This is a genomic window from Burkholderia sp. PR2, assembly GCF_052372875.1.
Lineage (GTDB): Bacteria > Pseudomonadota > Gammaproteobacteria > Burkholderiales > Burkholderiaceae > Burkholderia > Burkholderia diffusa.
Genome location: NZ_JBQRWH010000004.1, coordinates 2,353,383 through 2,370,546, shown reverse-complemented (window position 1 = coordinate 2,370,546; position 17,164 = coordinate 2,353,383). Strand labels below are relative to the sequence as shown.

The 17,164-nt window shown below is 62.9% G+C and carries 18 protein-coding genes and 1 tRNA gene; all 19 read left to right on the top strand.

What is annotated here, in order from left to right; genetic code table 11:
- Positions 1-49: 49 nt before the first annotated feature.
- The 19 genes from secG (at position 50) to ACT2FV_RS28075 (ending at position 17,163) form a co-directional block, all read left to right on the top strand.
- Positions 50-427 (top strand): preprotein translocase subunit SecG, encoded by a 378-nt coding sequence (gene secG / locus ACT2FV_RS28165; RefSeq protein ID WP_047898610.1) that lies wholly within the window; start codon positions 50-52, stop codon positions 425-427.
- 111 nt (positions 428-538) lie between these two features.
- Positions 539-623, top strand: a tRNA-Leu gene (locus tag ACT2FV_RS28160).
- A gap of 154 nt (positions 624-777) precedes the next feature.
- Complete coding sequence (locus ACT2FV_RS28155; RefSeq protein ID WP_006398798.1) at positions 778-1,137, top strand: NADH-quinone oxidoreductase subunit A; 360 nt, start codon at positions 778-780, stop codon at positions 1,135-1,137.
- A gap of 62 nt (positions 1,138-1,199) precedes the next feature.
- Positions 1,200-1,679: a NuoB/complex I 20 kDa subunit family protein gene (locus ACT2FV_RS28150; RefSeq protein ID WP_006398799.1), complete on the top strand. Its 480-nt coding sequence runs from the start codon at positions 1,200-1,202 to the stop codon at positions 1,677-1,679.
- Between the two features lie 22 nt (positions 1,680-1,701).
- Positions 1,702-2,304, top strand: a complete 603-nt coding sequence (locus ACT2FV_RS28145; protein ID WP_059600431.1) for an NADH-quinone oxidoreductase subunit C — start codon at positions 1,702-1,704, stop codon at positions 2,302-2,304.
- A gap of 9 nt (positions 2,305-2,313) precedes the next feature.
- Entirely contained in the window at positions 2,314-3,567 is a 1,254-nt protein-coding gene (locus ACT2FV_RS28140) for an NADH-quinone oxidoreductase subunit D (RefSeq protein ID WP_006750459.1), read from the top strand.
- 168 nt (positions 3,568-3,735) lie between these two features.
- Positions 3,736-4,221: an NADH-quinone oxidoreductase subunit NuoE gene (nuoE, locus tag ACT2FV_RS28135; RefSeq protein WP_006478266.1), complete on the top strand. Its 486-nt coding sequence runs from the start codon at positions 3,736-3,738 to the stop codon at positions 4,219-4,221.
- A complete protein-coding gene (gene nuoF, locus ACT2FV_RS28130; RefSeq protein ID WP_006756904.1) occupies positions 4,218-5,528 on the top strand; it encodes an NADH-quinone oxidoreductase subunit NuoF in 1,311 nt (436 codons plus the stop codon). Before nuoE ends, nuoF begins: the two co-directional genes overlap by 4 nt.
- Positions 5,529-5,612: 84 nt before the next feature.
- A complete protein-coding gene (nuoG, locus tag ACT2FV_RS28125; RefSeq protein WP_444505200.1) occupies positions 5,613-7,943 on the top strand; it encodes an NADH-quinone oxidoreductase subunit NuoG in 2,331 nt (776 codons plus the stop codon).
- Positions 7,944-9,011, top strand: a complete 1,068-nt coding sequence (gene nuoH / locus ACT2FV_RS28120; protein WP_059533202.1) for an NADH-quinone oxidoreductase subunit NuoH — start codon at positions 7,944-7,946, stop codon at positions 9,009-9,011. It abuts the gene before it with no gap.
- Between the two features lie 15 nt (positions 9,012-9,026).
- A complete protein-coding gene (gene nuoI / locus ACT2FV_RS28115; RefSeq protein WP_009691265.1) occupies positions 9,027-9,515 on the top strand; it encodes an NADH-quinone oxidoreductase subunit NuoI in 489 nt (162 codons plus the stop codon).
- Positions 9,516-9,629: 114 nt separating this feature from the next.
- Positions 9,630-10,280, top strand: coding sequence for an NADH-quinone oxidoreductase subunit J (locus ACT2FV_RS28110; protein WP_059600433.1), 651 nt, complete (start codon positions 9,630-9,632; stop codon positions 10,278-10,280).
- Between the two features lie 18 nt (positions 10,281-10,298).
- Positions 10,299-10,604, top strand: a complete 306-nt coding sequence (gene nuoK, locus ACT2FV_RS28105) for an NADH-quinone oxidoreductase subunit NuoK (RefSeq protein ID WP_004185739.1) — start codon at positions 10,299-10,301, stop codon at positions 10,602-10,604.
- 17 nt (positions 10,605-10,621) lie between these two features.
- Positions 10,622-12,676, top strand: coding sequence for an NADH-quinone oxidoreductase subunit L (nuoL, locus tag ACT2FV_RS28100; protein WP_059533198.1), 2,055 nt, complete (start codon positions 10,622-10,624; stop codon positions 12,674-12,676).
- A gap of 18 nt (positions 12,677-12,694) precedes the next feature.
- Positions 12,695-14,185 carry an NADH-quinone oxidoreductase subunit M gene (locus ACT2FV_RS28095; RefSeq protein WP_059600434.1) on the top strand — a complete coding sequence of 497 codons (1,491 nt, stop codon included), beginning with the start codon at positions 12,695-12,697 and terminating at the stop codon, positions 14,183-14,185.
- A gap of 36 nt (positions 14,186-14,221) precedes the next feature.
- Complete coding sequence (gene nuoN / locus ACT2FV_RS28090; protein WP_174911940.1) at positions 14,222-15,676, top strand: NADH-quinone oxidoreductase subunit NuoN; 1,455 nt, start codon at positions 14,222-14,224, stop codon at positions 15,674-15,676.
- Positions 15,676-15,972, top strand: coding sequence for a DUF2818 family protein (locus ACT2FV_RS28085; RefSeq protein WP_059533192.1), 297 nt, complete (start codon positions 15,676-15,678; stop codon positions 15,970-15,972). Before nuoN ends, ACT2FV_RS28085 begins: the two co-directional genes overlap by 1 nt.
- A gap of 41 nt (positions 15,973-16,013) precedes the next feature.
- Positions 16,014-16,604, top strand: coding sequence for an NUDIX domain-containing protein (locus tag ACT2FV_RS28080; protein ID WP_059468101.1), 591 nt, complete (start codon positions 16,014-16,016; stop codon positions 16,602-16,604).
- A 136-nt stretch (positions 16,605-16,740) separates the two neighbouring features.
- Positions 16,741-17,163 carry a DUF1178 family protein gene (locus ACT2FV_RS28075; protein WP_059680603.1) on the top strand — a complete coding sequence of 141 codons (423 nt, stop codon included), beginning with the start codon at positions 16,741-16,743 and terminating at the stop codon, positions 17,161-17,163.
- Position 17,164: the final 1 nt, after the last annotated feature.

Below are 17,164 nucleotides of genomic sequence, written 5' to 3'. Positions count from 1 at the left end.
ATGATGGCGGCCGGTTGGTCCGGTTGCCTGATCCAATCGGGTGGGTGTGATGCTGTTATTCAAGACGCTGATTATTGTCGTGCAGGTGCTGTCTGCACTCGGTGTGATCGGACTCGTGCTGCTGCAGCACGGCAAGGGTGCGGACATGGGTGCTGCATTCGGCAGCGGCGCGTCGGGCAGCCTGTTCGGTGCAACGGGCTCCGCCAACTTCCTGTCGCGCACGACGGGCATTCTCGCGACGATCTTCTTCGTCGCGACGCTCGCGCTGACGTACCTCGGTTCGTACAAGTCGACGCCGTCGGCGGGCGTGCTCGGTGCCGCCGCGACCGCGCCGGCATCGGCGCCCGCAGCGTCGGCGCCAGCCGTCGCGGCGTCCGCTGCCGCAGGTTCGGCAGCAAGCGCGCCCGGCCAGGATGTCCCGAAATAAAAGGTCAAAATTTTTGCGTTTGTGCGTTGAACAAATCTGGAACTCGGGTTAGAATTTAATTCTTGAAGCGATTCGCGGGAAACAAGCAGCACAACCCGGGTTGCATGCAGTGCCGACGTGGTGAAATTGGTAGACACGCTATCTTGAGGGGGTAGTGGCGAAAGCTGTGCGAGTTCGAGTCTCGCCGTCGGCACCAAAGTTACTCAATGCCAGCCGCTTCTAGTGGCTGGCATTTTTCATTTCTGGGGTGTGCCTTGCGATTGTCTTGTGATCGCGAGCACTCCGAAATGATTCCTTCCGCCGGAAGTGGTATTCTCCGGACGCTCAGAACCAACCGATAGAGGATTGCCTTGAACCTCGCAGCCTATTACCCCGTCTTGTTGTTCCTCCTCGTGGGCACTGGTTTAGGTATAGCGCTGGTCAGCATCGGCAAGCTCCTTGGTCCCAACAAGCCGGACGTCGAGAAGAACGCACCGTACGAGTGCGGCTTCGAAGCCTTTGAAGACGCCCGGATGAAATTCGACGTCCGGTACTACCTCGTCGCCATCCTGTTCATCATCTTCGATCTCGAAACCGCATTCCTGTTTCCGTGGGGCGTCGCGCTCCGGGACATCGGCTGGCCGGGTTTCATCGCAATGATGATTTTTCTGCTCGAATTCCTGCTGGGCTTTGCCTATATCTGGAAGAAAGGCGGCCTCGACTGGGAGTGATGGGTTAATCGCCGGTTTGCATGGGCGGCCACGCTGGGCCGCTCGTCTGGAGTGGAAAGCAAATGAGTATCGAAGGGGTCTTGAAGGAAGGGTTTGTCACCACGACGGCTGACAAGCTGATCAACTGGACGCGTACCGGCTCGCTGTGGCCGATGACGTTCGGGCTCGCGTGTTGCGCCGTCGAGATGATGCATGCGGGCGCGGCCCGTTATGACCTGGACCGGTTCGGGGTCGTGTTCCGTCCGAGCCCGCGTCAGTCGGACGTGATGATCGTCGCCGGCACACTGTGCAACAAGATGGCGCCCGCACTGCGCCGCGTGTACGACCAGATGGCCGAGCCGCGCTGGGTGATCTCGATGGGGTCGTGCGCGAACGGTGGCGGTTACTACCACTACTCGTACTCGGTGGTTCGCGGTTGCGACCGGATCGTACCCGTTGACGTCTACGTGCCGGGCTGCCCGCCCACGGCCGAGGCGCTGGTCTACGGCGTGATCCAGCTTCAGGCGAAGATCCGCCGCACCAACACCATCGCCCGTCAATAAAGTCCCGAGCGTCCCCCTCAATATGGCAAGCAAAATCGAGACCCTCAAGGCAAACCTCGAAGCAGCGCTCGGCGCGCGCGTGGTGAGCCTCACCGAAGCGATCGGTGAACTGACGCTCGTCGTGAAGGCGAGCGATTACCTCGAAGTCGCAAAGATGCTGCGCGACGATCCGAAGCTCCGTTTCGAGCAACTGATCGACCTCTGCGGCGTCGATTACCAGACCTACGGCGACGGCGCCTACGACGGCCCGCGTTTCGCGGCCGTGTCGCAGCTGCTGTCGGTCACGAACAACTGGCGCCTGCGTCTGCGCGTGTTCGCTCCGGACGACGATCTGCCGATCGTGGCATCGCTCGTCGACATCTGGGCCTCCGCAAACTGGTACGAGCGCGAGGCGTTCGACCTGTACGGCCTCGTGTTCGAGGGTCACCCCGATCTGCGCCGCATCCTCACCGACTACGGTTTCATCGGTCACCCGTTCCGCAAGGACTTCCCGGTGTCGGGTTATGTCGAAATGCGTTACGACCCGGAAGAGAAACGGGTCGTCTACCAGCCGGTGACGATCGAGCCGCGCGAAATCACGCCGCGCGTGATCCGCGAGGATCGCTATGGCGGTCTGAAACATTAAGGGGGCGTCATGGCAGAAATCAAGAACTACACCCTCAACTTCGGCCCGCAGCACCCGGCAGCGCACGGCGTGCTGCGTCTCGTGCTCGAGCTCGACGGCGAAGTCATCCAGCGCGCCGATCCGCACATCGGCTTGCTGCATCGCGCGACTGAAAAGCTCGCGGAAAGCAAGACCTTCATCCAGTCCGTGCCGTACATGGACCGTCTCGACTACGTGTCGATGATGGTCAACGAGCACGGCTATGTGCTCGCAATCGAGCGTCTGCTCGGCATCGACGTGCCTGAGCGCGCGCAGTACATCCGCGTGCTGTTCGACGAGATCACGCGCGTGCTGAACCACCTGATGTGGATCGGCGCGCACGCACTCGACGTCGGCGCGATGGCGGTGTTCCTGTACGCATTCCGCGAGCGTGAAGACCTGATGGACGTGTACGAAGCGGTGTCCGGTGCCCGGATGCACGCGGCGTACTACCGTCCGGGCGGCGTCTACCGCGACCTGCCTGACGCAATGCCGCAATACAAGGCGTCGAAGATTCGCAACGAGAAGGCGCTCGCGAAGATGAACGAAGCGCGCAGCGGCTCGGTGCTCGACTTCATCGACGACTTCTTCACGCGCTTCCCGAAGTGCGTCGACGAATACGAAACGCTGCTGACCGACAACCGGATCTGGAAACAGCGTCTGGTCGGGATCGGCGTCGTCAGCCCGGAGCGTGCGCTGCAGATGGGCCTGACGGGTCCGATGCTGCGTGGCTCGGGTATCGCGTGGGACCTGCGCAAGAAGCAGCCGTACGAAGTGTACGACCGCATGGATTTCGACGTGCCGGTCGGCGTGAACGGCGATTGCTACGACCGCTATCTGGTGCGCGTCGAGGAAATGCGCCAGTCGATCCGCATCGCGAAACAGTGTATTGAGTGGCTCCGCAAGAATCCGGGCCCGGTGATGACGGACAATCACAAGGTTGCACCGCCGTCGCGCGTCGGCATGAAGACCAACATGGAAGACTTGATTCACCACTTCAAGCTCTTCACCGAAGGTTTTCACGTGCCGGAAGGCGAAGCGTACGCGGCGGTCGAGCATCCGAAGGGTGAATTCGGCATCTACCTCGTGTCGGACGGTGCCAACAAGCCGTATCGCCTCAAGATCCGCGCACCGGGCTTCGCGCACCTCGCGTCGCTCGACGAAATGGCGCGCGGCCACATGATTGCCGACGCCGTCACGATCATCGGTACGCAGGACATCGTGTTCGGCGAGATCGATCGCTAATGGTTGCGCCGCCTGCGCGTGCGGGCGGCGAGCAGTAAGTCACACGCGATGCGCGCTGAACCGGCGCGGCTTCGCAAGCTGTCAACAGTGAGCGCCAGGTCTGCCGTCCTCGCACAGCAGTGCGGCAGGTTGTTCGTTCGGTAGGAATTGAAAGAGTCGTGTCTGAAAATGATCTCAGCTGAAGGCCTGAAGGAAATCGATCGAGCGTTGACGAAGTATCCCGCCGATCAGAAACAGTCCGCCGTGATGTCGGCGTTGGCCGTTGCTCAGGAAGAGCACGGCTGGCTGTCGCCCGAACTGATGCAGTTCGTCGCGGACTATCTCGGCATGCCGGCCGTTGCCGTGCAGGAAGTCGCGACGTTCTACACGATGTACGAGCTCAAACCGGTCGGCAAGCACAAGATCACGCTCTGCACGAACCTGCCGTGCCAGCTTGGCCCGCACGGCGGCGCGGAAGCGACTGCCGACTACCTGAAACAGAAGCTGGGCATCGGCTTCGGCGAGACCACGCCCGACGGCAAGTTCACGCTGAAGGAAGGCGAATGCATGGGCTCTTGCGGTGATGCGCCGGTGCTGCTGGTGAACAATCACAGAATGTGCAGCTTCATGAGCCGCGAGAAGATCGACCAGCTGCTTGAGGAGCTCTCGAAATGACGTCCCTCCACGACCGTCACATCAAACCGCTGATCCTCGCTGGTCTGAACGGCGAGAACTGGCATCTCGAAGACTACGTCGCGCGCGGCGGCTACAAGCAGCTGCGCCGCATTCTCGAAGAAAAGATTCCGCCGGAGCAGGTGATCGCCGACGTGAAGGCGTCGGGCCTGCGTGGCCGTGGCGGTGCGGGCTTCCCGACCGGCCTGAAGTGGAGCTTCATGCCGCGCCAGTTCCCGGGGCAGAAGTACCTCGTCTGCAACTCGGACGAAGGCGAACCGGGCACGTTCAAGGATCGCGACATCCTGCGCTGGAACCCGCATGCACTGATCGAAGGCATGGCCATCGGCGCGTACGCGATGGGCATCACCGTCGGCTACAACTATATCCACGGGGAAATCTTCGAAGTGTATCGACGCTTCGAGGCTGCGCTCGATGAAGCGCGTGCCGCGGGTTTCCTCGGTGACAACATCATGGGCTCGGAATTTTCGTTCCAGCTGCACGCGCACCACGGTTACGGCGCGTACATCTGCGGCGAGGAAACGGCGCTGCTCGAGTCGCTCGAAGGCAAGAAGGGCCAGCCGCGCTTCAAGCCGCCGTTCCCGGCGAGCTTCGGCGTGTACGGCAAGCCGACCACGATCAACAACACCGAGACGTTCGCGGCGGTGCCGTTCCTGCTGTCCATCGGGCCGCAGAATTACCTCGAGATCGGCAAGCCGAACAATGGCGGCACGAAGATCTTCTCGGTGTCGGGTGACGTCGAGCGTCCGGGCAACTATGAAGTGCCGCTCGGCACGCCGTTCGCGACGCTGATGGAGCTCGCCGGCGGGATGCGCGGCGGTCGCAAGATCAAGGCCGTGATTCCGGGCGGTTCGTCGGCACCGGTGATCCCGGGCGACATCATGATGCAGACCGATCTCGATTACGATTCGATCGCGAAGGCGGGCTCGATGCTCGGCTCCGGCGCGGTGATCGTGATGGACGAGACGCGTTGCATGGTGCGTTCGCTGTTGCGCCTGTCGTACTTCTACTACGAGGAATCGTGCGGCCAGTGCACGCCGTGCCGTGAAGGCACCGGCTGGCTGTATCGCGTCGTGAATCGTATCGAGCACGGCGAAGGCCGCCAGGAAGATCTGGACCTGCTGAACTCGGTTGCCGAGAACATCATGGGCCGCACGATCTGCGCGCTCGGCGATGCGGCGGCGATGCCGGTACGCGGGATGCTGAAGCATTACTGGGACGAATTTGCGTACCACGTCGAGCATAAGCACTGCATGGTCGGCGGCCACGCGCACGCGGCGGCGGCCTGAAGCGAAGCACCGGTTGCGGAATTTGAGCGCACGGTCGGGCGAAGGCGCGAACGGGCGGAAATAGGTTAAGGACCATTCACCATCATGGTTGAACTTGAAATAGACGGCAAGAAGGTCGAGGTGCCCGAAGGCAGCATGGTGATCCAGGCTGCGCACAAGGCGGATACGTACATTCCTCACTTCTGCTATCACAAGAAACTGTCGGTCGCGGCCAACTGCCGGATGTGTCTCGTCGAAGTCGAGAAGATGCCGAAGGCCGTGCCTGCCTGCGCGACGCCCGTGTCGGCAGGCATGATCGTGCGCACGCAGTCCGACAAGGCCGTGAAGGCGCAGCAGTCGGTGATGGAATTTCTCCTCATCAACCATCCGCTCGACTGCCCGATCTGCGATCAGGGCGGCGAATGCCAGCTGCAGGATCTGGCGGTCGGTTACGGCAAGTCGTCGTCGCGCTACTCGGAAGAAAAGCGCGTGGTGTTCCACAAGAACGTGGGCCCGCTGATCTCGATGGAAGAAATGTCGCGCTGCATCCACTGCACGCGCTGCGTCCGCTTCGGCCAGGAAATCGCCGGCGTGATGGAGCTCGGCATGCTGGGTCGCGGCGAGCACTCGGAAATCACGACGTTCGTCGGCAAGACGGTCGACTCCGAACTGTCGGGCAACATGATCGACCTGTGCCCGGTCGGCGCGCTGACCAGCAAGCCGTTCCGCTACAGCGCCCGTACGTGGGAACTGTCGCGCCGCAAGTCGGTGAGCCCGCACGATTCAGTCGGCGCGAACCTCGTCGTGCAGGTGAAGAACAACCGCGTGATGCGCGTGTTGCCGTTCGAGAACGAAACGATCAACGAATGCTGGATCTCGGACAAGGATCGCTTCTCGTACGAAGGCCTGAACAGTGAAGAGCGCCTGACGAAGCCGATGCTGAAGCAGGGCGGCCAGTGGATCGAGACCGACTGGCAGACCGCGCTCGAATATGTCGCGAAGGGCCTGAAGGGCATCGCCGCGGATCACGGCGCGAACGCGCTGGCGATGCTCGCGAGCGCGCACAGCACCGCTGAAGAGCTGTTCCTCGTTAAGCAGCTCGCCAGCGAACTGAAAACGCCGAACGTCGACTTCCGTCTGCGGCAGCAGGATTTCTCGGCGCCGGTCCAGGGCGCACCGTGGCTCGGCATGCCGATCACCGATCTGTCGAGCGTGGATGCCGCGTTCGTCGTCGGTTCGTTCCTGCGCCGCGACCACCCGCTGTTCGCCGCACGCCTGCGCCAGGCCGCGAAGAACGGCGCGAAGCTGCACTTCCTGCACGCGACCGCCGACGACTCGCTGATCCCGACCGCGCAGCGCATCGTCGCCGCGCCGTCGGCATGGCTCGACGAGCTGGCCGGCATCGCCGCGGCCGTCGCGCAACTGCGCGGCGTCGCGCTGCCCGACACGCTCGCGGGCGTCACGGCATCGCCGGCTGCGCAAGCGGTCGCCCAGTCGCTCGCGAACGGCGAACGCCGCGCGGTGCTGCTCGGCAACGTCGCGGTCCGTCATCCGGAATTCGCGAAGCTGCACGCGGTCGCCCAATGGATCGCCGACAACACCGGCGCGACGTTCGGCTTCCTCACGGAAGCGGCGAACACGGTCGGTGCGCACGTCGTCGGCGCGCTGCCGGGCGAAGGCGGCCTGAATGCACGCGAAGCGTTTGCACAGCCGCGCAAGGGCTACGTGCTGCTGAACGTCGAACCGGAATTCGACACGGCCGATCCGGCGCAGGCGCTTGCCGCGCTGAACCAGGCTGAAATGGTCGTCGTGATGTCGCCGTTCAAGCACGGCCTCGATTACGCCGACGTGCTGCTGCCGATCGCGCCGTTCACGGAAACGTCCGGCACGTTCGTCAACGCAGAAGGCACCGTGCAGAGCTTCAACGGCGTCGTGCGCCCGCTCGGCGACACGCGTCCGGCATGGAAGGTGCTGCGCGTGCTCGGCAGCCTGCTCGGCCTGCCGAACTTCGAATACGAGACGGCGGAAGAAGTGCGTCTCGCGGCGCTCGGCGACGCAGGCGTCGCGGGCCGCCTGTCGAACCAGACGTCGGTCGCTCCGGCGCGCGTCGCGGCGAATGCCGCGAACGGCGGCTTCGAGCGCCTGGCCGATGTGCCGATCTATCACGCCGACGTGCTGGTGCGCCGCGCAGGTGCGCTGCACCTGACGGCTGCCGCGAAGGCAGCGAATGCCGCAGCCCTGCCGGCCGCGCTGTTCGACAAGCTGGGCTTGAAGGAAGGCGACGCAGTGCGCGTGCGCCAGGGCGAGCGTGCGGTGCAGTTGCCGGCCGTGCGCGACGCGAATCTTGCGGAGACGGTCGTTCGCGTGTCGGCGGCGACGCCTGCCGGCGCAGCGCTCGGCAGCCTGTCCGGTGAACTGGTGGTGGAGAAGGCGTAAATGAGCTTGTTCGATACGATCAACGCGGGCGGAGCCCAGCTTCTCGGCGTCGCGTGGCCGACGGTGTGGGCCGTCGTGCGCATCCTCGTCGTCGCCGTCGTGATCCTGCTGTGCGTCGCGTACCTGATTCTGTGGGAACGCAAGCTGATCGGCTGGATGCACGTGCGTCTCGGCCCGAACCGCGTCGGCCCCGGCGGCCTGCTGCAGCCGATCGCCGACGTGCTGAAGCTGCTGCTGAAGGAAGTGATTCAGCCGAGCGCCGCCAGCCGTTGGCTGTACCTGATCGCGCCGGTCATGACCGTCGTGCCGGCGTTCGCCGTGTGGGCGGTGATCCCGTTCCAGGCCGAAGCCGTGCTCGCGAACGTGAACGCAGGCCTGCTGTATGCGATGGCGATCTCGTCGATCGGCGTGTACGCGGTGATTCTCGCCGGCTGGGCGTCGAACTCGAAGTACGCGTTTCTCGGCGCGATGCGCGCTGCGGCGCAGATGGTGTCGTACGAAATCTCGATGGGCTTCGCGCTGGTGCTCGTGCTGATGACGGCCGGCAGCCTGAACCTGTCGGAAATCGTCGGCTCGCAACAGCACGGCTTCTTCGCCGGCCACGGCGTGAACTTCCTGTCGTGGAACTGGCTGCCGCTGCTGCCGGCCTTCGTGGTCTACTTCGTGTCCGGCATCGCCGAAACGAACCGTCACCCGTTCGACGTGGTGGAAGGGGAGTCGGAGATCGTCGCAGGTCACATGATCGATTACTCGGGCATGGCGTTCGCGCTGTTCTTCCTCGCCGAGTACATCAACATGATCGTGATCTCGGCGCTGGCCGCGACGCTGTTCCTCGGCGGCTGGGACGCACCGTTCGAATTCCTGTCGTTCATTCCGGGCATCTTCTGGCTGGTGCTGAAGGTATTCGCGCTGCTGTCGGTGTTCATCTGGGTGCGCGCGACGTTCCCGCGCTACCGTTACGACCAGATCATGCGTCTGGGCTGGAAGGTGTTCCTGCCCGTCACGGTGATCTGGGTGGTCGTGGTCGGCTTCTGGATGATGTCGCCGCTCAACATCTGGGTGAAGTAAAGATCGGACGAAATCATGACGGCAATCCAACACTTCTTTAAGACCTTCTTCCTGACGGAGCTGCTGAAGGGGCTCGCGCTGACCGGTCGTTACACGTTCAAGCGCAAGTTCACCGTGCAGTTCCCGGAAGAAAAGACCCCGATTTCGCCGCGTTTCCGCGGGCTGCATGCGCTGCGCCGCTATGAAAACGGCGAAGAGCGCTGCATCGCGTGCAAACTCTGCGAGGCAGTGTGCCCCGCGATGGCGATCACGATCGAATCGGAAACGCGCGCGGACAACACGCGCCGCACGACGCGCTACGACATCGACCTGACGAAGTGCATCTTCTGTGGTTTCTGCGAGGAAAGCTGCCCGGTCGATTCGATCGTCGAGACGCAGATTCTCGAGTACCACGGCGAAAAGCGCGGCGACCTGTATTTCACGAAGGAAATGCTGCTCGCGGTGGGCGATCGCTACGAGAAGGACATCGCCGCGGCGAAGGCCGCCGACGCGCCGTATCGTTGATTGTGTTTGCAGTGCCGGCCCGGCAGGAACGGGCCGAGCCGCCGCGACGGGTGCGGCACGCGAGAGCGTCCCGCAAGCCGCGCCTGACTATGGCCTAACGATGAACCGGTAATCATGGAATTCACGACCGTACTGTTCTACATCTTCGCGCTGCTCCTGGTGGTATCAGGGCTGAAGGTGATCACTTCGCGCAACCCGGTGGCGTCTGCGCTTTTCCTTGTGCTGGCGTTCTTCAACGCCGCCGCGATCTGGATGCTGCTGGAAGCGGAGTTCCTCGCGATCCTGCTGGTGCTGGTGTACGTGGGCGCCGTGATGGTGCTGTTCCTGTTCGTCGTGATGATGCTGGACATCAACATCGATTACCTGCGCCGCGACTTCAAGCGCTTCGTACCGATGGCGACCGTCGTCGGCGCGATCATCGTGGTCGAGACCGCGCTGATCCTGTGGCGCGGCTACGGCGACACGCACACGGTGCACGCGATGGCGACGGGCGCGATGGCCGACTGGTCGAACACGCGCCTGATCGGCAAGGTGATTTACACCGACTACATCTTCGCGTTTGAAATCGCAGGCCTGGTGCTGCTGGTCGCGATCATCGCCGCGATCGGGCTGACTGAGCGCAAGGGCAAGGACAGCAAGCGGCAGCGCGTGTCGGATCAGGTCAAGGTGCGCCGCGACGACCGCGTGCGCCTCGTGAAGATGGAAGCGGAAAAGCCGCAGCCGGAAACGGCGCAGAGCGAAGCCGGTACGAGCACCAACGGCTAAGCGGAGGAAAAGAAAACCATGCTGACTCTTGCTCATTACCTTGTGCTCGGCGCGATCCTCTTTGCGATCGCGATCGTCGGGATCTTCCTGAACCGCCGCAACATCATCATCATCCTGATGGCGATCGAACTGATGCTGCTGGCGGTGAACACCAACTTCGTCGCTTTTTCGCACTACCTCGGCGATGTGCACGGCCAGATATTCGTGTTCTTCGTGCTGACCGTCGCCGCAGCGGAAGCCGCGATCGGCCTCGCGATTCTGGTGACCCTGTTCCGTAAGCTCGACACGATCAATGTCGAGGATCTCGATCAGCTCAAAGGTTAATTTCAGGCAACGCTGTTATGTCAACGACACTCAATGAAAACCTGCTGCTGGCGATTCCGCTCGCTCCGCTGGCCGGCTCGCTGATTGCGGGGCTGTTCGGGAACGCAGTCGGGCGCAAGGGCGCACACCGGATCACGATCCTCGGCGTATTGATCGCGTTCCTCCTGTCGGCGAAAGTCTTCCTCGACGTGATGGGCGGCGCGAGCTTCAACGCGACCGTCTACGAATGGATGAACGTCGGTTCGCTGAAACTCGAAGTCGGCTTCCTCGTCGATTCGCTGACCGCGATGATGATGGTCGTCGTGACCTTCGTCTCGCTGATGGTGCACGTGTACACGATCGGCTACATGTCGGAAGAAGACGGCTACCAGCGCTTCTTCTCGTACATCTCGCTGTTCACGTTCTCGATGCTGATGCTCGTGATGAGCAACAACTTCCTGCAGCTGTTCTTCGGCTGGGAAGCGGTGGGTCTGGTGTCGTACCTGCTGATCGGCTTCTACTTCACGCGTGAGAGCGCGATCTACGCGAACATGAAGGCGTTCCTCGTGAACCGCGTGGGCGACTTCGGCTTCCTGCTGGGCATCGGCCTGCTGCTGGCGTTCGCGGGTTCGATGAACTACGGCGAAGTGTTCGCGAAGCGTGCCGAGCTCGCAAGCCTGCACTTCCCGGGCACCGACTGGGGCTTGCTGACCGTCGCCTGCATCTGCCTGTTCATCGGCGCGATGGGTAAATCGGCGCAGTTCCCGCTGCACGTCTGGCTGCCCGACTCGATGGAAGGCCCGACCCCGATCTCCGCGCTGATTCACGCGGCGACGATGGTGACGGCCGGCATCTTCATGGTGTCGCGCATGTCGCCGCTGTTCGAGCTGTCGGATACCGCGCTGTCGTTCATCACGGTGATCGGCGCGATCACGGCGCTCTTCATGGGCTTCCTCGGTATCGTCCAGAACGACATCAAGCGCGTGGTTGCGTATTCGACGCTGTCGCAGCTCGGCTACATGACCGTCGCGCTCGGCGTGTCCGCTTACCCGGTCGCCGTGTTCCACCTGATGACGCACGCGTTCTTCAAGGCGCTGCTGTTCCTTGGCGCCGGTTCGGTGATCATGGGCATGCACCACGACCAGGACATGCGCAACATGGGTGGCCTGCGCAAGTACATGCCGATCACGTGGATCACGTCGCTCGTCGGTTCGCTGGCGCTGATCGGTACGCCGTTCTTCTCCGGCTTCTACTCGAAAGACTCGATCATCGACGCGGTGAAGCTGTCGCACCTGCCGGGTTCGGGCTTCGCATACTTCGCGGTTGTCGCGAGCGTGTTCGTCACGGCGCTCTACTCGTTCCGCATGTACTTCCTGGTGTTCCACGGCGAAGAGCGCTTCCGCAAGCCGAAGCATCCTGAATCGCCGATGGGCATGGCGGCCGCGCACGGCCACGACGATCACGGCCATGGCCACGGTCATGACGACCACGCGCACGAGCCGCACGAGACCCCGTGGGTCGTGTGGGTGCCGCTGGTCCTGCTGGCCATTCCGTCGGTGATCATCGGTGCGATCGCGATTGGCCCGATGCTGTTCGGCGACTTCTTCCAGCACGGCGTCGCGTTCGACAAGGTGATCTTCATCGGTGAAAACCATCCGGCCCTGGCCGAGATGGCCGAAGAGTTCCACGGCTGGGTGGGCATGGGCCTGCACTCGGTGTCGGGCCTGCCGGTATGGCTGGCGCTCGCCGGTGTCGTCGTTGCGTGGTTTCTGTACCTGAAGCGTCCGGAGCTGCCGGCGTCGATCCGCCGCGCGTTCGGTCCGATCTACACGCTGCTGGACAACAAGTACTACATGGACAAGATCAACGAAGTGGTGTTCGCCCGTGGTTCGGTGGCGATCGGCCGCGGCCTGTGGAAGGAAGGCGACGTCGTCGTGATCGACGGTCTCGTCAACGGCAGCGCGCGGTTCATCGGCTGGTTCGCCGGCGTGATCCGCTTCCTCCAATCCGGTTACATCTATCACTACGCGTTCGCCATGATCATCGGCATGCTGGGGCTCCTGACCCTGTTTGTAACGCTCGGCGGCAAATAAGGCGGGGGGACAACACTAATGCACGCTTTTCCGATTCTCAGTACCGCGATCTGGTTGCCGATCGTTTTCGGCCTCCTCGTGCTCGCGGTGGGTAACGACAAAAATCCGGGGACGGCCCGCTGGGTCGCGCTGATCGGTTCGCTGCTCGGTCTCGCGGTCACGATTCCGCTGATCACGGGCTTCGACTCGAGCACGGCTGCGCTGCAGTTCGTCGAACAGTCGACCTGGATCGAGCGCTTCAACATCGCGTATCACCTCGGCGTCGACGGCATCTCGATGTGGTTCGTCGTGCTGACCGCGCTGATCACGGTGATCGTCGTGATCGCCGCGTGGGAAGTGATCACCGAGAACGTCGCGCAGTACCTCGCGGCGTTCCTGATCCTGTCCGGGATCATGATCGGCGTGTTCTCGGCGGCCGACGGCCTGCTGTTCTACGTGTTCTTCGAGGCGACCCTGATCCCGATGTACATCATCATCGGCGTGTGGGGCGGCCCGAACCGCGTGTACGCGGCGTTCAAGTTCTTCCTGTACACGCTGGCCGGCTCGCTGCTGATGCTGGTCGCGCTGATCTACCTGTACACGCAGACGCATTCGTTCGACCTCGCGACGTGGCAGAACGCCAAGATCGCGATGACGCCGCAGATCCTGTTGTTCATTGCATTCTTCCTCGCGTTCGCGGTGAAGGTGCCGATGTGGCCGGTGCACACCTGGCTGCCGGACGCGCACGTGGAAGCGCCGACGGGCGGCTCGGTCGTGCTGGCGGCAATCATGCTGAAGCTCGGCGCGTACGGTTTCCTGCGTTTCTCGCTGCCGATCACGCCTGACGCAAGCCACTTCCTGGCACCTGTCGTGATCACGTTGTCGCTGATCGCGGTGATCTATATCGGCCTCGTCGCGATGGTGCAGGCCGACATGAAGAAGCTGGTCGCGTATTCGTCGATCGCGCACATGGGCTTCGTCACGCTCGGCTTCTTCATCTTCAACCAGCTCGGCGTCGAAGGCGCGATCGTCCAGATGATCTCGCACGGCTTCGTGTCGGGCGCGATGTTCCTGTGCATCGGCGTGCTGTACGACCGCGTGCACTCGCGCCAGATCGCCGATTACGGCGGCGTCGTGAACGTGATGCCGAAGTTCGCGGCATTTGCGATGCTGTTCTCGATGGCCAACTGCGGCCTGCCGGGTACCTCGGGTTTCGTCGGCGAGTTCATGGTGATTCTCGCGGCTGTCCAGTACAACTTCTGGATCGCATTCGGCGCGGCATTCACGCTGATCCTCGGCGCCGCCTACACGCTGTGGATGTACAAGCGCGTGTACTTCGGCGCGGTCGCGAACGATCACGTTGCAAAGCTGAAGGACATCGGCCGTCGCGAATTCGTGATGCTGGCCGTGCTCGCCGCGTTCACGCTGCTGATGGGTCTGTATCCGAAGCCTTTCACCGACGTGATGCACGTTTCCGTGGAAAACCTCCTCTCCCACGTCGCGCAGTCCAAGCTGCCGCTGGCCCAGTAATCGCGAGCGGAGGAAATCAAGATCATGAACGCTCCTATGAATGTCCTGTTGCCTGACGCGCTGGTGATGGTCGCCGTCGTCGTCGCATGGCTGAACGACACCTTTACCGGTGCTGCTGGCCGCCGCCTGACCTATCTGATCGCGGTGGTTTCGTCGGTCGTTGCCGGCGTGTGGTTCGCGGTGCAGGCGCTGGACCCGCAGCAGTATTACTTCTTCTCGCGGATGGTCGTCGTCGACTCGTTCGCGAGCATGATGAAGGCCGTCGTGTCGCTCGGCTTCGCGGTCTCGCTCGTCTATTCGCGCAAGTACCTCGAAGACCGCGACATGTTCCGCGGCGACGTGTTCCTGCTGGGCATGTTCTCGCTGCTCGGTCAACTGGTGATGGTGTCGGGCAACAACTTCCTGACGCTGTACCTCGGCCTCGAACTGATGTCGCTGTCGCTGTACGCCGTCATCGCGCTGCGCCGCGATGTCGCTCAGTCGAGCGAAGCCGCGATGAAGTACTACGTGCTGGGCGCGCTCGCGTCGGGCTTCGTGCTGTACGGCATTTCGATGCTCTACGGCGCGACCGGCTCGCTTGAGCTGGGCGAGGTGTACAAGGCGGTCGGCGGCAACACCGACGCGGCCGTGCTGATGTTCGGCGTGGTCTTCATCGTCGCCGGTATCGCGTTCAAGCTCGGCGCCGTGCCGTTCCACATGTGGGTGCCGGATGTCTACCAGGGCGCACCGACCGCGATGACACTGTTCGTCGGCGGCGGCCCGAAGGTTGCCGCGTTCGCGTGGGGCCTGCGCTTCCTTGTGATGGGCCTGCTGCCGCTCGCTCAGAACTGGCAGACCGCGCTCGTGATCCTCGCCGCGCTGTCGCTGATCGTGGGTAACATCACCGGTATCGTCCAGCGCAACATCAAGCGGATGCTCGCGTACTCGGCGATCTCGAACATGGGCTTCGTGCTGCTCGGCCTGCTCGCCGGCATCGTGAAGGGCGACGCGGCCGCACCGGCGAACGCGTACAGCTCGGCGATGTTCTACGCGATCGTCTACCTGATCACGACGCTCGGCTCGTTCGGCGTGGTGATGCTGCTCGCACGCCGCGATTTCGAAGCGGAAACGATCGACGACTTCAAGGGCCTTAACAAGCGCAGCCCGGTGTTCGCGTTCGTGATGATGGTCATGATGTTCTCGCTGGCCGGTATCCCGCCGACCGTTGGCTTCTACGCGAAGCTCGCGGTGCTCGAGGCGACCGTCAACGCGGGTCTCACGTGGCTGGCCGTGCTGGCCGTGATCACGTCGCTGTTCGGCGCGTTCTACTACCTGCGCATCGTCAAGCTGATGTACTTCGATGCCCCGCAGGACGCGACTCCGGTCACCGGCGATTTCTGCAAGCGCACGATCCTCGTGCTGAACGGTATTGCAGTCGTGGTGCTCGGCCTGATCCCGAGCCCGCTGCTGACGGCCTGCCTGCAGGCGATCCGTCACACGCTGCCGCTGTAATGTCGGCAGCCGGCTGGTTCATCGTGCTGTTGGCGCTCGTATGCGCCAACGTACCGTTCCTGAACCAACGCCTTTTCGCCGTCGTGCCGATCGGTGCGACGAAGAAGAACGCGTGGGTTCGGATCGGCGAACTGATCGTGCTGTATTTCGTCGTCGGTGCGCTCGGCTTCTGGCTCGAGTCGCGCGCCGGCAACCGCTTCGAACAGGGCTGGCAGTTCTACGCGATCACGTTCAGTCTCTTCGTTGTATTCGCGTTTCCCGGCTTCACGTTCCAGTATCTCGTCAAACGACGCTGACGGCTTCGGCCGTCGCGTGCTCATTCCTCCGGAGCCCGCCGATGGCCGAACTACCCAATCACGACGCCGCACTGACCGAAACCTGCCTCGAGAGCGAGGCGATTTTCGACGGCTCGTTCCTCAAGCTGAAGCGCGATACCGTTCGTTTGCCCGACGGCAAGCAGGCCACGCGCGAATACGTCCAGCACCCCGGCGCGGTGATGGTGATCCCGCTGTTCGACGACGGCCGCGTGCTGATGGAAAGCCAGTATCGCTATCCGATCGGCAAGGTCATGGCCGAATTCCCTGCCGGCAAACTTGATCCGAACGAGGGCGCGCTCGCCTGCGCGGTGCGCGAACTGCGCGAGGAAACCGGCTACACGGCGCGCGAATACGTGTTCCTTGCCCGGATTCACCCGATCATTTCCTATTCGACCGAATTCATCGACCTGTATCTCGCGCGCGGCCTGACGGCCGGCGAGCGTAAGCTCGACGAAGGCGAATTCCTCGAAACCTTCACGGCGACGCTGCCCGACCTGCAGGAGTGGGTGCGCACAGGCCAGATCACTGACGTGAAGACGATCATCGGCGCAATGTGGCTCGACAAGGTGCTGTCCGGCACCTGGCCGCTCGGCCCGGTCGAGAAGCCCTGACGGCGCGTCAGCGGCGAGTGGGGCGCCGCGTTACAATTCTGTGACGCGGCCGCTGTCCGGCCGCGCGATCCTCGTTTAGCACGATCGTTCACAAAAGCGCGTTTTGCGCTACACTCGCCACACGCCCTGATTCAGCATGAAGGTCCTCGATTTACAGTGCCCGCACGGTCATCGGTTCGAAGGCTGGTTCGCTTCCGCCGATGAGTTCGAAGCGCAGTTGTCCCGCAAGCTGGTCGAATGTCCGGTGTGCGGGACGACCGAGATCAACCGGATGCCGTCGGCGCCGCGCCTTAACCTGTCGGGTGCGACGCAGGCGCCGCCGGCCGATCCGCGTGCGTTGCAGGCGCAGGTGATGCGCGCACTGCGCGAGGTGCTGGAGAAGACCGAGAACGTGGGCGAGCGCTTCGCCGAGGAAGCGCGGCGCATTCATTACAACGAGGCGCCGGCGCGCAGCATTCGTGGCGTCACGACGCCGGAGGATGCGCAATCCTTGGTCGAAGAAGGCATCGACGTGATGCCGCTACCGATTCCTGCCGCGCTGAAAGAACCGCTGCAATGAC